This window comes from Pseudovibrio sp. W74 (assembly GCF_001623085.1).
GTDB lineage: Bacteria > Pseudomonadota > Alphaproteobacteria > Rhizobiales > Stappiaceae > Pseudovibrio.
Map to the genome: position 1 here is coordinate 26,682 of NZ_LMCJ01000007.1, position 16,335 is coordinate 43,016.

The 16,335-nt window shown below is 52.6% G+C and carries 16 protein-coding genes; 4 read left to right on the forward strand and 12 right to left on the reverse strand.

The window, feature by feature from the left end; all coding sequences use genetic code 11:
* Positions 1-6: 6 nt before the first annotated feature.
* Entirely contained in the window at positions 7-954 is a 948-nt protein-coding gene (gene argC, locus PsW74_RS05885; protein ID WP_063286369.1) for an N-acetyl-gamma-glutamyl-phosphate reductase, read from the reverse strand.
* 357 nt (positions 955-1,311) lie between these two features.
* On the opposite strand from argC, the gene PsW74_RS05890 reads away from it, so the two are divergent.
* Positions 1,312-6,120, forward strand: a complete 4,809-nt coding sequence (locus PsW74_RS05890) for an NAD-glutamate dehydrogenase (RefSeq protein ID WP_063286370.1) — start codon at positions 1,312-1,314, stop codon at positions 6,118-6,120.
* 76 nt (positions 6,121-6,196) lie between these two features.
* Here the strand turns inward: PsW74_RS05890 and PsW74_RS05895 are convergent, their stop codons facing one another.
* The 11 genes from PsW74_RS05895 to hisB all read right to left on the reverse strand — a co-directional run bounded on the left by PsW74_RS05895 (position 6,197) and on the right by hisB (position 13,970).
* Positions 6,197-6,502, reverse strand: coding sequence for a hypothetical protein (locus tag PsW74_RS05895; RefSeq protein WP_057463039.1), 306 nt, complete (start codon positions 6,500-6,502; stop codon positions 6,197-6,199).
* Between the two features lie 152 nt (positions 6,503-6,654).
* Positions 6,655-6,912: a PQ-loop domain-containing transporter gene (locus PsW74_RS05900; RefSeq protein ID WP_057463038.1), complete on the reverse strand. Its 258-nt coding sequence runs from the start codon at positions 6,910-6,912 to the stop codon at positions 6,655-6,657.
* Between the two features lie 165 nt (positions 6,913-7,077).
* A complete protein-coding gene (locus tag PsW74_RS05905) occupies positions 7,078-7,857 on the reverse strand; it encodes a GNAT family protein (RefSeq protein WP_057463037.1) in 780 nt (259 codons plus the stop codon).
* A 92-nt stretch (positions 7,858-7,949) separates the two neighbouring features.
* Positions 7,950-8,912, reverse strand: coding sequence for a hypothetical protein (locus tag PsW74_RS05910; protein ID WP_063286371.1), 963 nt, complete (start codon positions 8,910-8,912; stop codon positions 7,950-7,952).
* A 325-nt stretch (positions 8,913-9,237) separates the two neighbouring features.
* A complete protein-coding gene (gene coaA, locus PsW74_RS05915; protein WP_057463035.1) occupies positions 9,238-10,203 on the reverse strand; it encodes a type I pantothenate kinase in 966 nt (321 codons plus the stop codon).
* Between the two features lie 54 nt (positions 10,204-10,257).
* A complete protein-coding gene (locus PsW74_RS05920) occupies positions 10,258-10,581 on the reverse strand; it encodes a phosphoribosyl-ATP diphosphatase (RefSeq protein ID WP_063286372.1) in 324 nt (107 codons plus the stop codon).
* A gap of 54 nt (positions 10,582-10,635) precedes the next feature.
* Complete coding sequence (gene hisF, locus PsW74_RS05925; protein ID WP_057463033.1) at positions 10,636-11,415, reverse strand: imidazole glycerol phosphate synthase subunit HisF; 780 nt, start codon at positions 11,413-11,415, stop codon at positions 10,636-10,638.
* Positions 11,412-12,155, reverse strand: a complete 744-nt coding sequence (gene hisA, locus PsW74_RS05930; RefSeq protein ID WP_063286373.1) for a 1-(5-phosphoribosyl)-5-[(5-phosphoribosylamino)methylideneamino]imidazole-4-carboxamide isomerase — start codon at positions 12,153-12,155, stop codon at positions 11,412-11,414. Before hisA ends, hisF begins: the two co-directional genes overlap by 4 nt.
* A gap of 45 nt (positions 12,156-12,200) precedes the next feature.
* Positions 12,201-12,854: an imidazole glycerol phosphate synthase subunit HisH gene (hisH, locus tag PsW74_RS05935; protein ID WP_063286374.1), complete on the reverse strand. Its 654-nt coding sequence runs from the start codon at positions 12,852-12,854 to the stop codon at positions 12,201-12,203.
* Between the two features lie 13 nt (positions 12,855-12,867).
* Positions 12,868-13,341 (reverse strand): DUF2628 domain-containing protein, encoded by a 474-nt coding sequence (locus tag PsW74_RS05940; protein ID WP_063286375.1) that lies wholly within the window; start codon positions 13,339-13,341, stop codon positions 12,868-12,870.
* Positions 13,342-13,376: 35 nt separating this feature from the next.
* Positions 13,377-13,970, reverse strand: a complete 594-nt coding sequence (hisB, locus tag PsW74_RS05945) for an imidazoleglycerol-phosphate dehydratase HisB (protein ID WP_063286376.1) — start codon at positions 13,968-13,970, stop codon at positions 13,377-13,379.
* Between the two features lie 204 nt (positions 13,971-14,174).
* On the opposite strand from hisB, the gene pyrF reads away from it, so the two are divergent.
* The 3 genes from pyrF to PsW74_RS05960 form a co-directional block, all read left to right on the forward strand.
* Positions 14,175-14,891: an orotidine-5'-phosphate decarboxylase gene (gene pyrF, locus PsW74_RS05950; protein ID WP_063286377.1), complete on the forward strand. Its 717-nt coding sequence runs from the start codon at positions 14,175-14,177 to the stop codon at positions 14,889-14,891.
* Between the two features lie 135 nt (positions 14,892-15,026).
* Positions 15,027-15,695, forward strand: coding sequence for a pyroglutamyl-peptidase I (pcp, locus tag PsW74_RS05955; RefSeq protein WP_063286378.1), 669 nt, complete (start codon positions 15,027-15,029; stop codon positions 15,693-15,695).
* A gap of 396 nt (positions 15,696-16,091) precedes the next feature.
* Positions 16,092-16,335: hypothetical protein (locus tag PsW74_RS05960; RefSeq protein WP_193777949.1), on the forward strand; the 244-nt coding region annotated here is incomplete at its 3' end.

Sequence of the window (16,335 nt, forward strand, 5' to 3'; positions counted from 1 at the left end):
TTTTTATTAGGCTACAGCGAGATCAATGCTCTCGTTCAGGCCCATCATAATATTCAGGTTTTGGACGGCTGCGCCGGAAGCGCCTTTGCCAAGGTTGTCATAGATTGCGACCAGCAGAGCTTGGTGCCGGTCATCATTGGCAAAAACGTGCAGCTGCATTTTGTTTGTACCGTTGAAGATTTCCGGGCTCAGGTCCTCAATTGCGTTGACGCTTTCAAACGGTGCGACCTCCACATCGCCAGCAATGCTGGAGAAATGGTCATCAAGCACAGCGTGCAGGTCTTTGCCTGTCGGTGCGTTACGCAGTTGTCCTAGCTGCAACGGAACAAATGTCATCATGCCCTGCGCATAGTTGCCAACCGCTGGCTGGAACAATGGTGCATGGGCAAGGTCAGCATACAGCTGCATTTCCGGCAGATGCTTGTGTCCAAACTGCAAACCGTAAGGCCAGTAAGAAGACGGCTTGTCGCTGGCTTCATACTTTTCAATCATCTGACGGCCACCGCCAGTATAACCGGAAACTGCGTTCACAGTGAGTGCGTGGGTGGATGGAATAACCCCAGCTTCCAGCAGTGGACGCACAGTCGCGATTACGCCTTGCGGGTAACAACCCGGATTGGAAACGAACCGCGCGTTGGAAATGATCTCCGCCTGATCCTTCGTCATCTCAGGAAAGCCGTAGGCCCAATCTGGATTAACGCGGTGCGCAGAAGATGCATCAATAACGCGGGTACTGTCATTCTTGATGAGTGACACGCTTTCCAGTGCAGCTGCATCGGGCAGGCACAGGATTGCAACATCAGCAGAATTCAAAAGCTCGGCACGAGCTGCCAGCTCCTTGCGGCGCTCCGGAGCGATGCTGAGGATCTCAATGTCACGGCGCCCGGCCAGACGCTCGCGGATCTGCAGACCCGTCGTTCCGGCTTCTCCATCAATGAACACGCGCACTGACATTTTCGACTCCTTGGAGCTTGTAGTTGGAATTAGGTTCAGGGGTTGTACAACGTCCATCACCCATTGTCACAGAATAGGGCGCGTTTTTTTAGGCCTCTGTCCTCAATTGGCAGTTGAGGGGGGCTCAAGCAACTTCAGGTTCACAAGAAGGGCTTTTCGAATATTACAAGAATTCCCGTATGTCGCTCACATCCGAACACATTCTACTGAAAACGATGTTTTTGCGGGATTCTTGTCGCGTTTCGCATTGAAATATTGAGTAAATGCACCTTAATAGGTTTCAAAGGCATAGGCCGCGTCCATGTGGCATGTTCGCGCAGCCTGTGCCGACTATAATGTTGGATGAGGAACGCCTGAATGTCTGTAACGACAGCCGAGGCTAAAGCTGGGCTTATTGCCGATACCTGTGCACTGCTAATTGACGATAACGAAGACGAAGCAAGGTTTGCCGAAGACCTCTTCTCTCACGCCGATGCAGAAGATCTCCTGAACTATACCCCATCAGAGCTTGCGGTCGTATCGCAGGAAGCCTGGGCTGATTTCGCAAATCACCCGCTGGGGACCCATCGTATTCGTGTGTTCAATCCGCAGCCAAATGCTGACGGCAAGCAGCTCGAAGACATTACCATCGTTGAAATCGTCAACGATAACATGGCCTTCCTCGTTTCCTCCGCGATGGGGGCAATCCAGACAGCCGGCTACGAAGTCCGCCTCGTACTGCACCCGCTCTTCATCGTAGAGCGTGATGATGATGGCGGCCTTCAAAAGTTCCACGGCACGGTTGGTCTTGGAGGACCATCTGTTCGCCGTGAAAGTCTCATCCATATCCACCTTACGCGTTTGAACTCTGATGAGGACATCAAGAAACTCGAAGAGACTCTTGACCTTGTTCTCAATGACGTCCGTCAGGCCGTGCAAGACTGGCGCCCAATGCGCGACAGAATCCAGCTGGCGGTTGAAGAATACCAGCAGGTCCGCGCAAAGGCAGACAACAAGCAGTTTGACGAAGCAATCGCCTTCCTTGAGTGGATGGCGGCTGATAATTTCACCCTCTTGGGTATTCGCGAATTCATTTTTGATGACACCAGCGAAAACAGCGAACTCTCTCTGATCGAAGGTTCTGGTCTCGGCATTCTGACCGATCCGAAGGTCCGCGTGCTCCGCAAGGGCTCTGAATTCGTTGTTATGACACCGGAAATCAGAGAGTTTCTGCTGAAGCCAGAACCATTGATCATCGGTAAAGCCAACATCCGCAGCCGCGTCCACCGTCACGTTCACATGGACTATGTTGGTGTGAAGCTGTTTGATGATGAAGGCAAACTTCGTGGTGAACTGCGCGTTGTCGGTCTCTTCACCGCAACAGCGTACACCCGCTCAACCAGCTCCATTCCTTACATTCGCCATAAGACAGCGAAAGTAATGAAGAAGCACGGCTTTGATCCGGAAAGCCACAGCGGTCGTGCACTTCGCAACATCTTGGAAGGTTATCCGCGTGATGATCTGTTCCAGATTGATGTTGAAACACTCTCCAACTTTGCTGATGCGATTCTTCAGCTCAACGAGCGTCCACGTGTCCGTGTTCTGTCCAGAACTGACAAATTCGACCGTTTCGTATCGATCATCACCTACATCCCGCGTGATCATTTCACCACGAGCATTCGTGAGCGGGTTGGTAAGTATCTGGCAAATGTCTACGAAGGCCGTCTGTCAGCTTGGTACGCAACGTTCCCTGAAGGGCCTCTCGTCCGCGTCCACTACATCGTTGGCCGTTACATCGGTGATACGCCTCAACCGTCTCAGGCCGAGCTGGAAGCCTCTATTCAGGTCATCGTCCGCACCTGGACAGACAGCCTGCGAGAAGCGCTCCGCTCAGTTTATGGCAATGCCATCTCTGGCGCACTGCTGAAGCGATACGGCTCTGCGTTTGATGGTGAATACACCTCCGCGACACCAGCGGTGACCGCGACCAAGGATATTCGCCGCGTTGAACAGCTGGGCGAGAAGCGTCCGCTTGTTATCAGCTTCTATAAGCGCGAGCGTGAGGGTAAGGGCCAGATTTCTCTGCGCGCCTACCACCTCAACAAACCGATTCCACTGTCTGCTCGTGTGCCGATGCTCGAAAATCTCGGGTTCCGCGTCATCAATGAGAGAACCTACCGGATTACACCGTCAGATCGCGAACTCAGCTACCTGCACGACACCACGCTGCATCTGGATGAAAACCGCTTCCGCAACTTCACAGAAGCAGACATCGAGCGCCTCGGTGCATTGTTCCTCGCAGTCTGGAACAAACAGGCTGAAAACGACGGTTATAACGCCCTTGCACTGACAGCAGGATTGGCATGGCGCGACATCGCTATGATCCGCGCACTCTCCCGCTACTTGCGTCAGGCTGGAATCCTCTATTCTGAAGATTATATGTGGGGAACTCTTAACCGCTATCCACAGATCGCTCAGCAGCTCGTTCACCTGTTCCATACACGCTTCGATCCTACACTCGGAACGTTTGAACGTTCGGGTAAGGAGGGGCGTCTGATTGATGAGATTTCCGCAAGCCTTGATGAAGTAACGAGCCTGGATGACGACCGTATTCTCCGTCGTTTCCAGAATCTGATCCTGGCAACATTGCGCACCAACTTCTTCCAGTTGGATGATGCTGGCCAGCCAAAACCAACCTTCGCATTCAAACTTGACCCACATAAAGTGGAAGGCCTGCCAAAGCCGCTGCCGTACCGCGAGATCTTTGTGTACAGCCCACGCGTTGAAGGCGTGCACATGCGCTTTGGTCCAGCAGCTCGTGGTGGCCTGCGTTGGTCCGACCGTGCTCAGGATTACCGCACAGAAGTGCTGGGCCTTGTGAAAGCACAGCAGGTCAAAAACGCTGTGATCGTTCCTGTTGGCTCAAAAGGTGGTTTCCTGCCGAAACAGCTTCCAAAAACAGGCAGCCGTGATGAGTGGATTGCGGAAGGAACTGAAGCCTACAAGATCTTCATCTCCTCCCTGCTGGATCTGACAGATAACCTGGACGCTGACCTCATCCTGCCACCAGAGCTGGTTGTTCGTCACGATCAGGACGATCCATACCTCGTTGTGGCAGCTGATAAAGGCACCGCGACCTTCTCAGACACCGCAAACGCGATCTCAGAAAGCAAAGGCTTCTGGCTGGGCGATGCATTCGCGTCCGGCGGCTCCGCTGGGTATGACCATAAGAAGATGGGCATCACCGCTCGCGGCGGTTGGGAAGCTGTGAAACGTCATTTCCGCGAAATGGACCGTGACATCCAGAAAGAGCCATTCACCGCATGTGGTGTTGGTGACATGTCTGGAGACGTATTCGGCAACGGTATGCTGCTTTCAAAAGCAACCAAACTCGTTGCTGCCTTCGATCACCGCGACATCTTCCTTGACCCGAACCCGGATCCAGCTGTGACCTGGGAAGAACGCAAGCGTATGTTCGATCTGGGGCGCTCTTCCTGGCAGGACTACAACAAGGAACTGATCTCAGAAGGCGGCGGCATCTACCCACGTTCTTCCAAGTCTATTCCTCTGACCATCCAGGTTCAGAAGATGCTCGGCCTCAACAAGTCGAAAGCATCTCCTCAGGAGGTGATGACCGCAATCCTGAAGATGCAGGCAGACCTGCTGTGGTTCGGTGGTATCGGCACATACATCCGTGCTTCTGACGAAAACAACAGCGATGTGGGCGACCGCGGCAACGACGCCATCCGTATCACAGCAGCTGAAGTCGGCTCAAAGGTCATTGGCGAAGGTGCAAACCTCGGCATCACTCAGAAAGCTCGTATCGAGTTCTCTCGTGCGGGTGGTCGCTGTAACTCCGATGCGATTGACAACTCTGCTGGTGTGAACTCCTCCGATATGGAAGTGAACATCAAGATTGCGCTGGGCGCTGCAGTTAAGAAGGGTACGCTGACCACTCCGGACCGCAACGTTCTGCTGGCGGATATGACAGACGAAGTTGCTCAGCTGGTGCTGCGTAACAACTACCTGCAAACTCTAGCAATCTCCCTTTGTGATCGTCGTGGTCTTGAAGATTTGGGCTATCAGGTCCGCATGATGCGTCAGCTCGAATCTCAGGATCTGCTGGATCGTGTTGTTGAAGATCTGCCAGATGATGTGACCATTGAAGAACGTGAAAAAGCAGGTCAGCACCTGTCTCGTCCAGAACTGGGCGTGCTGCTGGCATATGCTAAACTCACGCTCCATGATGAGTTGCTGAACAGCTCCGTTCCTGATGATGCCTACCTCGCGAAAGAGCTGTACCGCTACTTCCCGAAACAGATGGCAGAGACCTACACTCAGGAAATTGAAGGACACCGTCTGCGTCGCGAAATCATCGCAACAATGCTGGCGAACTCCATCATCAACCGGGGTGGCCCTGCATTCCTGACCCGCATCATCGATCAGACCGGCGCGTCTGTTGCTGATGTGGCCCGTGCCTTCGCTGTGGTGCGTGATGCCTTTGGGCTGACCCAGCTGAACGAAGAGATCGACCGTCTCGACAACACCATCTCCGGTGATCTGCAGCTAGAGCTCTATACTCTGGTTCAGGATCTGGTGCTGGGTATGGTGATCTGGTTCCTGCGCAACGTCTCCTTCGAAGATGGTCTGGAAGCAGCGATCAACCGCTTCCGCGAAACCGTCAAGCGTTTGTCTCCACGTCTGGAAACGTTCCTTTCCGAAGAACGGGCAGCAACGCTCAAAGCGGAAACTGATCGTCTGGTGGAAGCTGGCGTTCCAATCATGATCGCGGCTCGCATCGCCCGTCTCATCGGCGAAATGGTGATCCCGGATATCGTTCTGGTCTCTGAAAAAGCCAACCGTGACGTGGATGAAGTTGCAGCCTCCTACTTCCGCGTGGCCGAGCACTTCAAGTTCGGTGCGATTGAAGAACTGGCTCGTGAGTTTGTCATTCGTGATTACTACGACGGACTGGCGCTTGACCGTTCCCGTTCCATCCTGGCAAATGCTCTGCGTGATCTGGCTGCTCAAGCCCTTGCGGATGAAAAAGGCTTTGATGGCTGGCTGGAACGCAATGGTGGTAAAGCTGAAAGAACACAGCAGGCAACCAACGAGATTCTGGAGAAGAACCTGTCGGTTTCCAAGTTCTCTGTGGCAGCTGGCATGCTGGCAGAGCTTGCAAACTAAGCTCTGCAAACAGTACAAAAAACAAAACCCCGGTGCAACACCCTGCACCGGGGTTTTTCTTTGCCTGAGATCAGAATTATCTGTTCTTGGCGTTCTTCTCTTTTTCCATCGCCAGCCGCATTTCAAGGTCGGAGATATGCTTCATCGCGGCCTTCTTGTCCTCATCGCTGGAGGCGGCGCGGTACTTCTCACGCGCTGCAGCAATGTCATGGGTCAGCTGCACTTCGCGAGGGGCGGCAGCACGATCAAGCACACTCTTGTCTACGCCTTCGATGCGCTCTTCTTCGACCTTGGTTCCTGACTTTGAACGGAGCGCTTCCAACTGCGCTTTGAGTTCCTGTTGGGCGGCGGCGTTCTTATTGTTTTTATTGAGGTCGAACATGCTGGTTCCTTCTCACGTGTCAAAACATGTCGTCCCCATAGATATGAATTTAAACCAGCGTCTCTGTCTATTACGTCCTGAAAGGTGTGCTGAACCTGAGCTTAATGCTGTGGGCCTCTATCTATTCAAATCCGACCATTCTGTGCGCGACCTCATTTATAGATCAGCTTGGCAGTCACAATCGCACCAACCGCGATAATGGAGATGATATTGCCAACAACAAGCGGCCAGGCCTCCATCATGATGCCATAGACAAACCAGAGCACTACAGTGCTCAGCACAAGAAGGTTTGCAGCAAGGGAGAGGTCTTTTGTCTCGCGAGACCGCCACGTTTTCACGGTCTGAGGAAGCCAGCATAAGGTGCCAATAATGGCAGCGAGATAGCCGATGTAATCTGCATAAACGAGCATAGTGATAATCGCATTTGTAATGTGAGATAAGAAAAGCTTGGGTAGGTGAAAACAGAGTAGCACAACATGAAATCTAGCGTAATAGGTGCGTGTGCGGCAGGTTTTCGCACAAAAAAGCCTCGGGCGCACCGAGGCTTCATCATCATTAGGTCGGCTAAGAGATCGTTAAAAGACTCGGACCTCTTCTCGTGCAACCAGTTCGGACAGCGTTTTGATGCGCGCGCCGTTTTCCTTGAAGTTCGCAGGTGAAAGCCATTTTTCAAAGGAGGCCCTCAAAACGGGCCATTCGCTATCAAGCACCGAGAACCAGGCCGTATCCAGATTCTTGCCTTTGACGACGGATGCCTGACGCAATGTTCCCTCGTAACTGAAGCCAAGGCGCACAGCTGCTTTGCGAGATACTTTGTTCAAGGCATTACAACGCCATTCGTAACGACGGTAGCCCCATTTATCGAACACTCGCTGCATCATCAGGAACATCGCTTCCGTGCCACCGCACTTGCGTTGCAGCAGGGGGGAGAAGTGGATGTGCCCAACTTCGATGCTGCCAGTTTCAGGCACAATGTTCATGTAACTCGCAACACCAAGAGCTTTTCCGCCTTCTTGCTCAATAATAGCAAATGAAAACGGATCGTTCCCGGCAGCCAGCTCCTTGATGTATTGCTCAAAGCTTTCAAAGTCTGGAAAAGGGCCTTCATCCAGATAGGTCCAGTTGCGGCCTTCTGTATCAACGCTGAACGCCTCATACAGGTCTTGCGCATGCTTTTCGGGATCCAATCGCTCCAGTCTGCAAAAGTGACCGACCATCGTCTCGTCTGTCGGCAGCTGAGCCGGAGCCCAATCCAACATATCTTCGCCCACGACCTGCCCCAGTTCATTCTGGTTTTGAGAGGGATCCTTTTCGGATTTCTCTGCGGATTTCAGTGCAGCTAGATATGCAAGCATTTTAGGCCTCCTCGGAATGTCCCGATCTGGAAAGTTTAAAGCACCAAAATGACAAAACCCCGACCTTTCAGTCAGGGTGTCATCATCAGGTATTAAAGGCGTTCAGAAGGATCGTTCCTTCTTACAAGAGCAGAACTTCCGCGTTCATTGTCGTCCTCGTCTTTCCTCGAAGACGTAAACGCCCAGAAACTCCGCTTAATGTCACCTTTGGCAAAACAGTCGTAAAAGTCGCGACGTCCATACATGGAGTTCTTGCTGCAGCCGTAGCCGTACCAGTAGCAGGTATCGCTTTTCTTCACTTCAATGTGGCCGTGGCGATTGCGTTTGTCGCGGTTATAAACGCAGATCGAGCCATCTGGCGCACGATCAGGGCTGCTCACGCGCAAGCGTTTGAAGCCATATTTCGGGAGAGCCTTGATCGCCATGTAAGCCGAGCCACCCGGAATGTAGGTGTCTACCAGACCTTCAGAAATCAGATGCTTCTTCACATAACGGTAGCAGTAGGTCATGCCGCGACGGCGGCGAGCAGAGCGAACACGGCCAGAACTTGCAGCCAGCACTGCGCCAGCATAGCCAATATAGCTGTCTTCTTCGCTACCGGCGATCTTGTCTGCTTCGTCACGGCTGAGTTTGGCAACTTCAGTCAGCGTGTAGGTCGAAAAATCTGCTTTGGAAACATAAATGTCAGCGGTGATGCTGCCGTCTTCGTCCGGCTGGTCAACGCCCAGACGAACCAGCTCGCCCTTGGTTGGGTCAGTCGCCCAGTCCAGCACGCTCAGCTGTGCGCCAACAGGTAGGATTTGCTGAAGAGAGGAGCCTGCCTTGCCGTCTTCAGCTGTAGCCCAGCCTTTAGCAAGAATTGGCTTGGCAACATTATAGTTGCCGGAGGTGGTCATCTTGTTTTGCGGAAGAGTATCTTTGCCGGAGAGCAGAGAAACTGGTTCCACAGACAAGGAAAGATCACCAAAAGAAGCGTTTGGCCCTGCAGCAACTGCTGTAGTGAGAACCAGAAAACTAAACCCTGCATACGCGGATACTTTTGCAAGCTGTAGCATAATTCCTCCGAAAGCCCTTTTTAGGCACAGCGGCACCGGTTCCCGCGCGCGTTGCATGCGAGATTGCTGGAACTTGGCAATAAGAAACAGTCGAGGCGCTCACGCGCTTCGTGGTTCATGCCAGTCTGATGATGGTGCGCAGCTGTCGTTTTACTGACGCAAGCTCCTGCTCGGGGGCATCTTGCACGCCGGCAGGCAAAACTTTCCAACAAGCTTTCCGGGGAAGGCCTGCAGGCACTCAACGCTCAAACACATGCAATACAGGCTGGCGCCTGCCTCTCGGTGCCAGTCTGTCAGTCAGCAATGTAAGAGCGCGTTTGCTCGTTTAGATCTTGCGCAGCGCCACGGTTTCGATGCTGTGGTCTGTTCCCTTTGTCAGGATCAGATCAGCGCGTGGTCGCGTCGGCAAGATGTTCTGGCGAAGGTTCTCCAGATTGATGTTTTGCCAAAGGTCCTTCGCGATCTCTTGCGCCTTATCATTCGAAATTGTGGAAAATTTATGGAAATATGAACCGGGATCTCGGAATGCCGTCTCACGCAGACGCATGAAACGCTCCAGATACCAGCGTTGCAGCACTTGCTCTTCCGCATCAATGTAGATGGAAAAGTCAAAGAAATCAGAGACAAAGGGCACTGCCTTTGCCGCTTTTGGCTGATGCGAAGTCTGCAAAACGTTCAGCCCTTCGACAATCAAAATATCTGGCTGTTCGACTGTGACATGCTGTCCCGGCATCACATCATAGAAGAAATGAGAGTAAATCGGGGCACGAACTTTGCGCTCTCCGCCCTTGATGTCTGTCAGGAACTTGAGCAGTGCAGAGCGGTCATAACTCTCAGGAAAGCCCTTCCGACGCATCAATCCTTCTGTTTCCAGAACAGAGTTGGGATACAAAAAACCATCAGTGGTGATCAGGTCAACTTTCGGACTGGCAGGCCAGCGTGAAAGCAGTGCCTGCAACAGGCGGGCCGTCGTTGACTTGCCGACAGAGACCGAACCCGCAATACCAATGATGAACGGCGTTCGGGTCAGTTGCATGCCCAAAAAGCGCTTCGTTGCAAACTGAAGGCTTTGGGAAGCTTCCACGTAATAGGCAAGCAGACGAGACAGTGGCAGGTAAATATTCTTCACCTGCTCCTGAGACACAAAGTCATTGAGCGATTGCAGGTCTTCAATTTCCTGCATGCTCAACGTCATTGGTGTGCCTGCGCGTAAAGACGCCCATTCAGTCTCTGTAAAGACAGAGTAGGGGGACAGGTCCAGCTCTTGCACTGGAGCGATTTCTTTATGCATAGCGTTAGCGCTCAAGGCCCCTCGTGCCTCCCACTTCGCGTGACAGGAAGAAAACTAGTCGTCCGTACGAGACGCTTTTTCTTCCAGTCCGGTTTGGCCGGTGCGTGCTGCAAGCTTAGCTAGAACTTCATCCAGCGACACATCGGAAACCTTCATAACAACAAGTAGATGATACAGCAGGTCAGCTGCTTCAGAAGCAACGCCGTCCCTATCACCTTCTACGGCTGCAATCGCAGTTTCAACGGCTTCCTCTCCAAGCTTCTGTGCACACTTGGAAACGCCCTTTGAAATGAGTTTGCGGGTATATGACATTTCATCGTTACTGTTCGCACGTGCAGCAACAATAGCCTCTAGGTCCGAAAGGGTAAAATTGGTCATTTGGCTAGCCTTGTTGAGGCCGCTTCAGGATTACTCTGAATACCTGAGCGAAATTTACTTATCCAGACGCATAGGAATTCCAGCATCTGCCATGTGTTGCTTGGCTTCTTCAATGCTGTAAGTCCCAAAATGGAAGATTGAAGCAGCAAGCACAGCAGTCGCGTGTCCATCACGAACACCCTCAACCAGATGATCCAGAGTTCCAACCCCACCGGAAGCGATCACAGGTACATGTACAGCATCCGCAATTGCACGGGTAAGCGGCAAATTGTAGCCCTCTTGCGTCCCGTCACGGTCCATAGATGTAACAAGTAGCTCACCAGCGCCAAGGTCCACTGCCTTACGCGCAAATTCAACAGCATCAATGCCAGTTGGCGTACGGCCACCATGGGTGAAGATCTCAAAGCGCTCTTCTTCGCCTTCAGCAGAAACGCGCTTGGCATCAATGCTGACAACAATGCACTGACTACCGAATTTCTGAGCTGCTTCCCGAATAAACTCAGGATTTTTCACCGCTGCGGTGTTGATTGAAACTTTGTCAGCCCCGGCGATCAGCAGCTTGCGGATGTCTTCAACAGTGCGCACACCGCCTCCAACAGTCACTGGCATAAAGCAAGCTTCAGCAGTGCGTTGCACAACATCATAGATTGTGTCGCGATTGTCGCTGGAGGCAGTAATATCAAGGAACGTCAGCTCATCTGCACCAGCTGCGTCATAAGCTTTGGCTGCCTCAACAGGGTCGCCAGCGTCAATCAGGTCAACAAAGTTGACGCCTTTCACGACACGACCATCCTTCACATCAAGGCATGGAATAATGCGAGCCTTCAGGGTCATGCGAGGCCCTCACGGCTTTTCTTGATCAGATCAAGCGCTTCAGCAGGGTCAAGACGACCATCATACAACGCACGACCAGAGATCGCGCCCTCAAGAATATCGCAGTCCGCTTGCACCAGACGCTCAATGTCTTTGATGTCAGCCAAGCCACCGGAAGCAATAATCGGAATGCTCACTGCATTCGCCAGCTCCAGTGTGCTCTCAATGTTCAGGCCCTTAAGAACGCCATCACGGTCAATGTCGGTGTAGATGATCGCTGCAACGCCAGCATCTTCAAACTGCTTCGCCAGCTCAATCACAGTCAGTTCAGAGGTCTCTGCCCAACCTTCAACTGCAACCTTGCCACCTTTTGCGTCGATACCAACGGCAATGCGGTCAGGGTACTTCTTGCAAGCTTCCTTCACCAGCTCAGGATCACGCAGAGCCACGGTACCAAGAATGACGCGTGCAACGCCTTTCGCCAGCCAGTTGTCGATGTGTTCCATGGTGCGGATACCGCCGCCCAGTTGAACCGGGTTGGTGGTGTTGGCAAGGATCGCATCAACAGCTTCGCCGTTCTTAGTCTCACCGGCAAACGCACCATCAAGGTCAACAACGTGCAGCCATTCAAAGCCCTGGTCCTGAAACGCCTTCGCCTGTGCACCCGGGTCATCGTTAAACACGGTTGCCTGATCCATGTCGCCCAGTTTCAAACGAACGCACTGGCCGCCTTTAAGGTCAATCGCTGGAAAAATAATCATAATTCTGTCCTTGGACTTGTCTGTGTCACTGAAAGCGGGCAGCCGTTACGGCGCCCAGCTCAGGAAATTGGAAATCAAAGAGAGACCGAGCTTCTGGCTCTTTTCCGGGTGAAATTGCGTACCAACCATGTTGTCTCGGCCAACCATCGCAGTGAACTCACCCGCATAGTCAAAGCTCGCCAAACGGTGTTCAGGGTTCTCGGTCGCAAAGTGATAGGAGTGCACGAAGTAGGCGTGCAGGCCATCACCGCCGGTTTTGATGCCTTCAAGCACCGGATGTTCATCGCCGGTGACGTTGATGGTGTTCCAACCCATGTGAGGAATTTTCAGCTCAGGATTAGCTGGTTTCATCGCGGTGACATCACCACTGATCCAGTCCAGCCCTTCCGCCTTCTCAAATTCAAGCCCACGAGTCGCCAGCAACTGCATGCCCACGCAAATCCCTATGAAGGGTTTACCGTTGGTCAGCACAGCTTCCGCCAATGCCTCTTCCATGCCATCCAGCGCCAGCAGGCCACGGCGACAATCCGCAAATGCGCCAACACCGGGCAGAACGATACGGTCAGCCTTGGCAACAACTGAAGGATCAGAAGTCACCGTAACCTCATGAGTATGATGATGGTTATGGGCTGCATGCTCAAACGCCTTTGCTGCGGAGCGCAAGTTGCCAGAACCATAATCAATAATTGCCACACTCATGAAGAAACTCCTGTTATCGCTTGAGTGTCATTCCAACGACGTCAGTGTCGCTGGTGTGTGGGGCCACTGGCCCCTGTGGAAGCCGCACTTCACTTTTGGTTTTGGAAATGCGGTCGAAGAAACGAATTTCTGCCTCATCCAGATTGGCGGCAGAGATAAACCCGACAGTCTGCCAGTTTTTGCGGCGCAGGCTCCAGCTTTTCAGGAACCCGGCTTCCATCGCAAAAAACAAAGTGGCAAGCACGGTGATAAAGCCGCCAGTGGTAGACCCAAAGGCTTCAGCAACAAACACCAGTGCAATGATAGCTGCCAAGTAACCGAGGAAGACCAGCCACATCCGGTTGTACAAAGACCAGAGCAGCGGGAAGAGCATCGCCCACCACGAGAAACCGTCTTTCACGAACTTGATGTTTCGTGCGTCCTCGTCCTTCAGGTGGTCAAGTGAAACCCCTGGTTCGGTCATGACATAATAGACAGCCAATTGCATTCTCCCTGAACAAGCAGAGCTGCGGGCCGAAAAGGTTAGCCGCCAAGCTGACCTTTTGTAGTTGGCACGCGTCCACTCTGACGTGGATCTGGTTCGATAGCTGTGCGTACAGTACGCGCAACTGCTTTAAAGCATGTTTCCGCAATATGATGGCAGTTGGTGCCATAAAGGTTTGCAATGTGCAGAGTAAAACCTGCATTCATGGCAAACGCACGGAAGAACTCCTCAAAAAGCTCAGTATCAAACGTGCCAACCTTGTCCCGTGGGAAATCTACCTGCCAGACAAGGAAAGGACGACCGGAGACATCCAGAGCCACACGAGTCAGAGCTTCATCCATCGCAAGGTGCGTGTCTGCATAGCGGGTGATGCCACTCATGTCGCCAAGCGCTTCTTTAAACGCTTGCCCCAGAGCAATGCCCACATCCTCGGTGGTGTGGTGGTCGTCAATATGGGTGTCACCATCTGCGCGGATCGTCATGTCCACGAGCGAATGTCGGGAAAGCTGTTCCAACATATGATCAAAGAAACCAACACCGGTTTTGATGTCGTACTTGCCTGTGCCATCCAGATTGATGGAAACAGAGATCGTCGTTTCTTTTGTGCCGCGGGCAATAGTGGCCTGACGCATGGGATGTCCCTTGATAAGTTTATAGTCCTTATACTCATGCAAAACCCCTGCACAAGCATTTAAAGACGCGCCGTTTTAACAGGCTAAGGGATCGCTGAAAATACCCAAAGATGAAAAAGCTAGGATCTGCTACTCCCTCTGGTATTTCTCGGCACAAACTGTTAGGAACTGAGCCGTTTATCTAGCAGATATTTGGAGCCTCGCATGTCTTATCGCCCAGCAAGTGCAGTCGATCGCCTGATCCTCCCTCTGGATGTTCCAACAGTTGATGAGGCCCGCCAGCTCGTCAAACAAACACAAGGACTTGTCGGCACTTACAAAATTGGCATGCAACTCCAGTTCGCCGGTGGTCTTCAGTTTGCTGAAGAGATGGCGAAGGAAGGGCATTCCATCTTTTTGGATGTGAAGCTTCTGGATATCGACAACACCATCACCAGCGCAGTGAAAAACGTTGCAAAAATGGGCATGAAGTTCATGACCGTGCACGCCTACCCGAAAAATATGCGCGCTGCTGTAAAGGCACTGGAAGAAGTCGGCAACAAAGACCTCTGCCTGTTGGGCGTCACCGTGCTCACCTCAATGGATGAGCAAGACCTCAAAGACGCGGGCTACGTCGGCCCTACAGCAACCTTGGTGGAACAGCGTGCGCTTGATGCGGTAACTGCTGGCGTCGGTGGCATCGTCTGCTCGCCAATGGAATCCGCCGCCATGCGTGCCAAAGTTGGCGACAAGCTCTGCATCGTAACACCAGGCGTACGCCCTAAAGGCACAGATGCAGGCGATCAGCGCCGCGTGATGACACCTTACGACGCAATCAAAGCGGGTTCCGACTACCTCGTCATCGGCCGCCCAATCTACCGCGCCGAAGATCCACGCGCCGCAGCTGAAGCTGTTGTCGCTGAGATCGAGAGCGCTCTGTAAGGCCTAAACTGCACAAACTCGGGAGCCTCTGTCATGCAGAGGCTCTTTTTGCTTCATCTGTCTTTGTCTCTTGCACAAAGGCTTAAGCTGCTCTGGGTACCATTTGCGCGATCTGAACGAGAGGGAGCGCATTTTATGGAAACCATTCTCATCACAGGCTTTGGCGCCTATGCCAATACGCCCACCAACCCGGCAGAAAAGCTTGCGGTGGCACTGGATGGTGAAGAGATCGCTGGTGCCAAAATCGTCTCCCGCATCGTCTCAGGCAGCTATTTTCACTGCATAGAAGAAACCGTCGCTGCCATGGAAGAGCTGAAACCCAGCTCTGTCCTCATGCTAGGTGAATATGGTGGTCGCTCCATGATCACTTTGGAGCGCCTCGCACAAAACCTCAACGACTGCGCTCGCTATGGCGTAACCGATACTGCAGGTGTCACACTTCAGGGTGAGCTAACCGTGCCAGATGGGCCGGTTGGCTACTACGCAACGGTTCCTCTTCGGGCTATGACGCAAGCCATGCGTGATGCTGGGGTGCCAACGGACATCTCGGATTCAGCTGCCACGTTCTGCTGCAATCATCTCATGTACGGCGTCCTGCACCACATCGCGAAACACAATCTCCCGGTTCGGGCTGGTTGGGTGCACCTGCCTCATTTACCGGAAGTCGCAGCCATGATTCAGAACCTCGGCGCACCAAGCATGTCAGTCGACACTCTGGTCAAAGGTATGCGAGCCGGAATTGAAGCGTTACAGGCCAATCATCAGGACCAGAACATCAACATCATCTCCAAGATGCTGATCTGAAAAAGACATACCCGAGCACGAATAAAGTGATGCATCGGGCACAAAAGCGCCTTTCAACACTTATCCATACCCTCTGACGCCGAGTTCAGCAGATGTGATCAGGTTGGGTTGTGCTTTTCAAACCTCACAACTCATACGACTGCCCTCGCAGTTTTGCGGGTCAGCCCAGATCACAGCGGCGTTATTTAGGTGGTAAGATTGACGATTTCCGCACGCCCATCACGGCTTTGTGTCTCATAGAAGACAGTTTCTGCCCTTATTCCAATTCATAGTGGTCACTGGAACTTCCTGCCTCAAAAGCGGGGAGCTCTTAGGAGAATATTCGATATTTTCTGTCACTATAGAAACAAATGAATTGGATGGCCTATCTTGCAGAATATGACACCGCAAACACTTATGAATAAGGTTGCATCGGATGGCGGCATGGAAGCGCCTGTCTTTAATACAGACGGTGAGTGTACGCTGAATGCTGATGATATTGAGATCCACATGCGGGCCTGCGATAAGCGCCTGAAGATGATGGCCTACCTCTCAGAGGATGCCGACGTACCGCAGCATGTCATGGTTCAGATGCTGCACGAGAACCATACCGCAAAGAACCGCTTTACCTTCATTCGTGTTGCCCTTGGCCAGCCTGCCG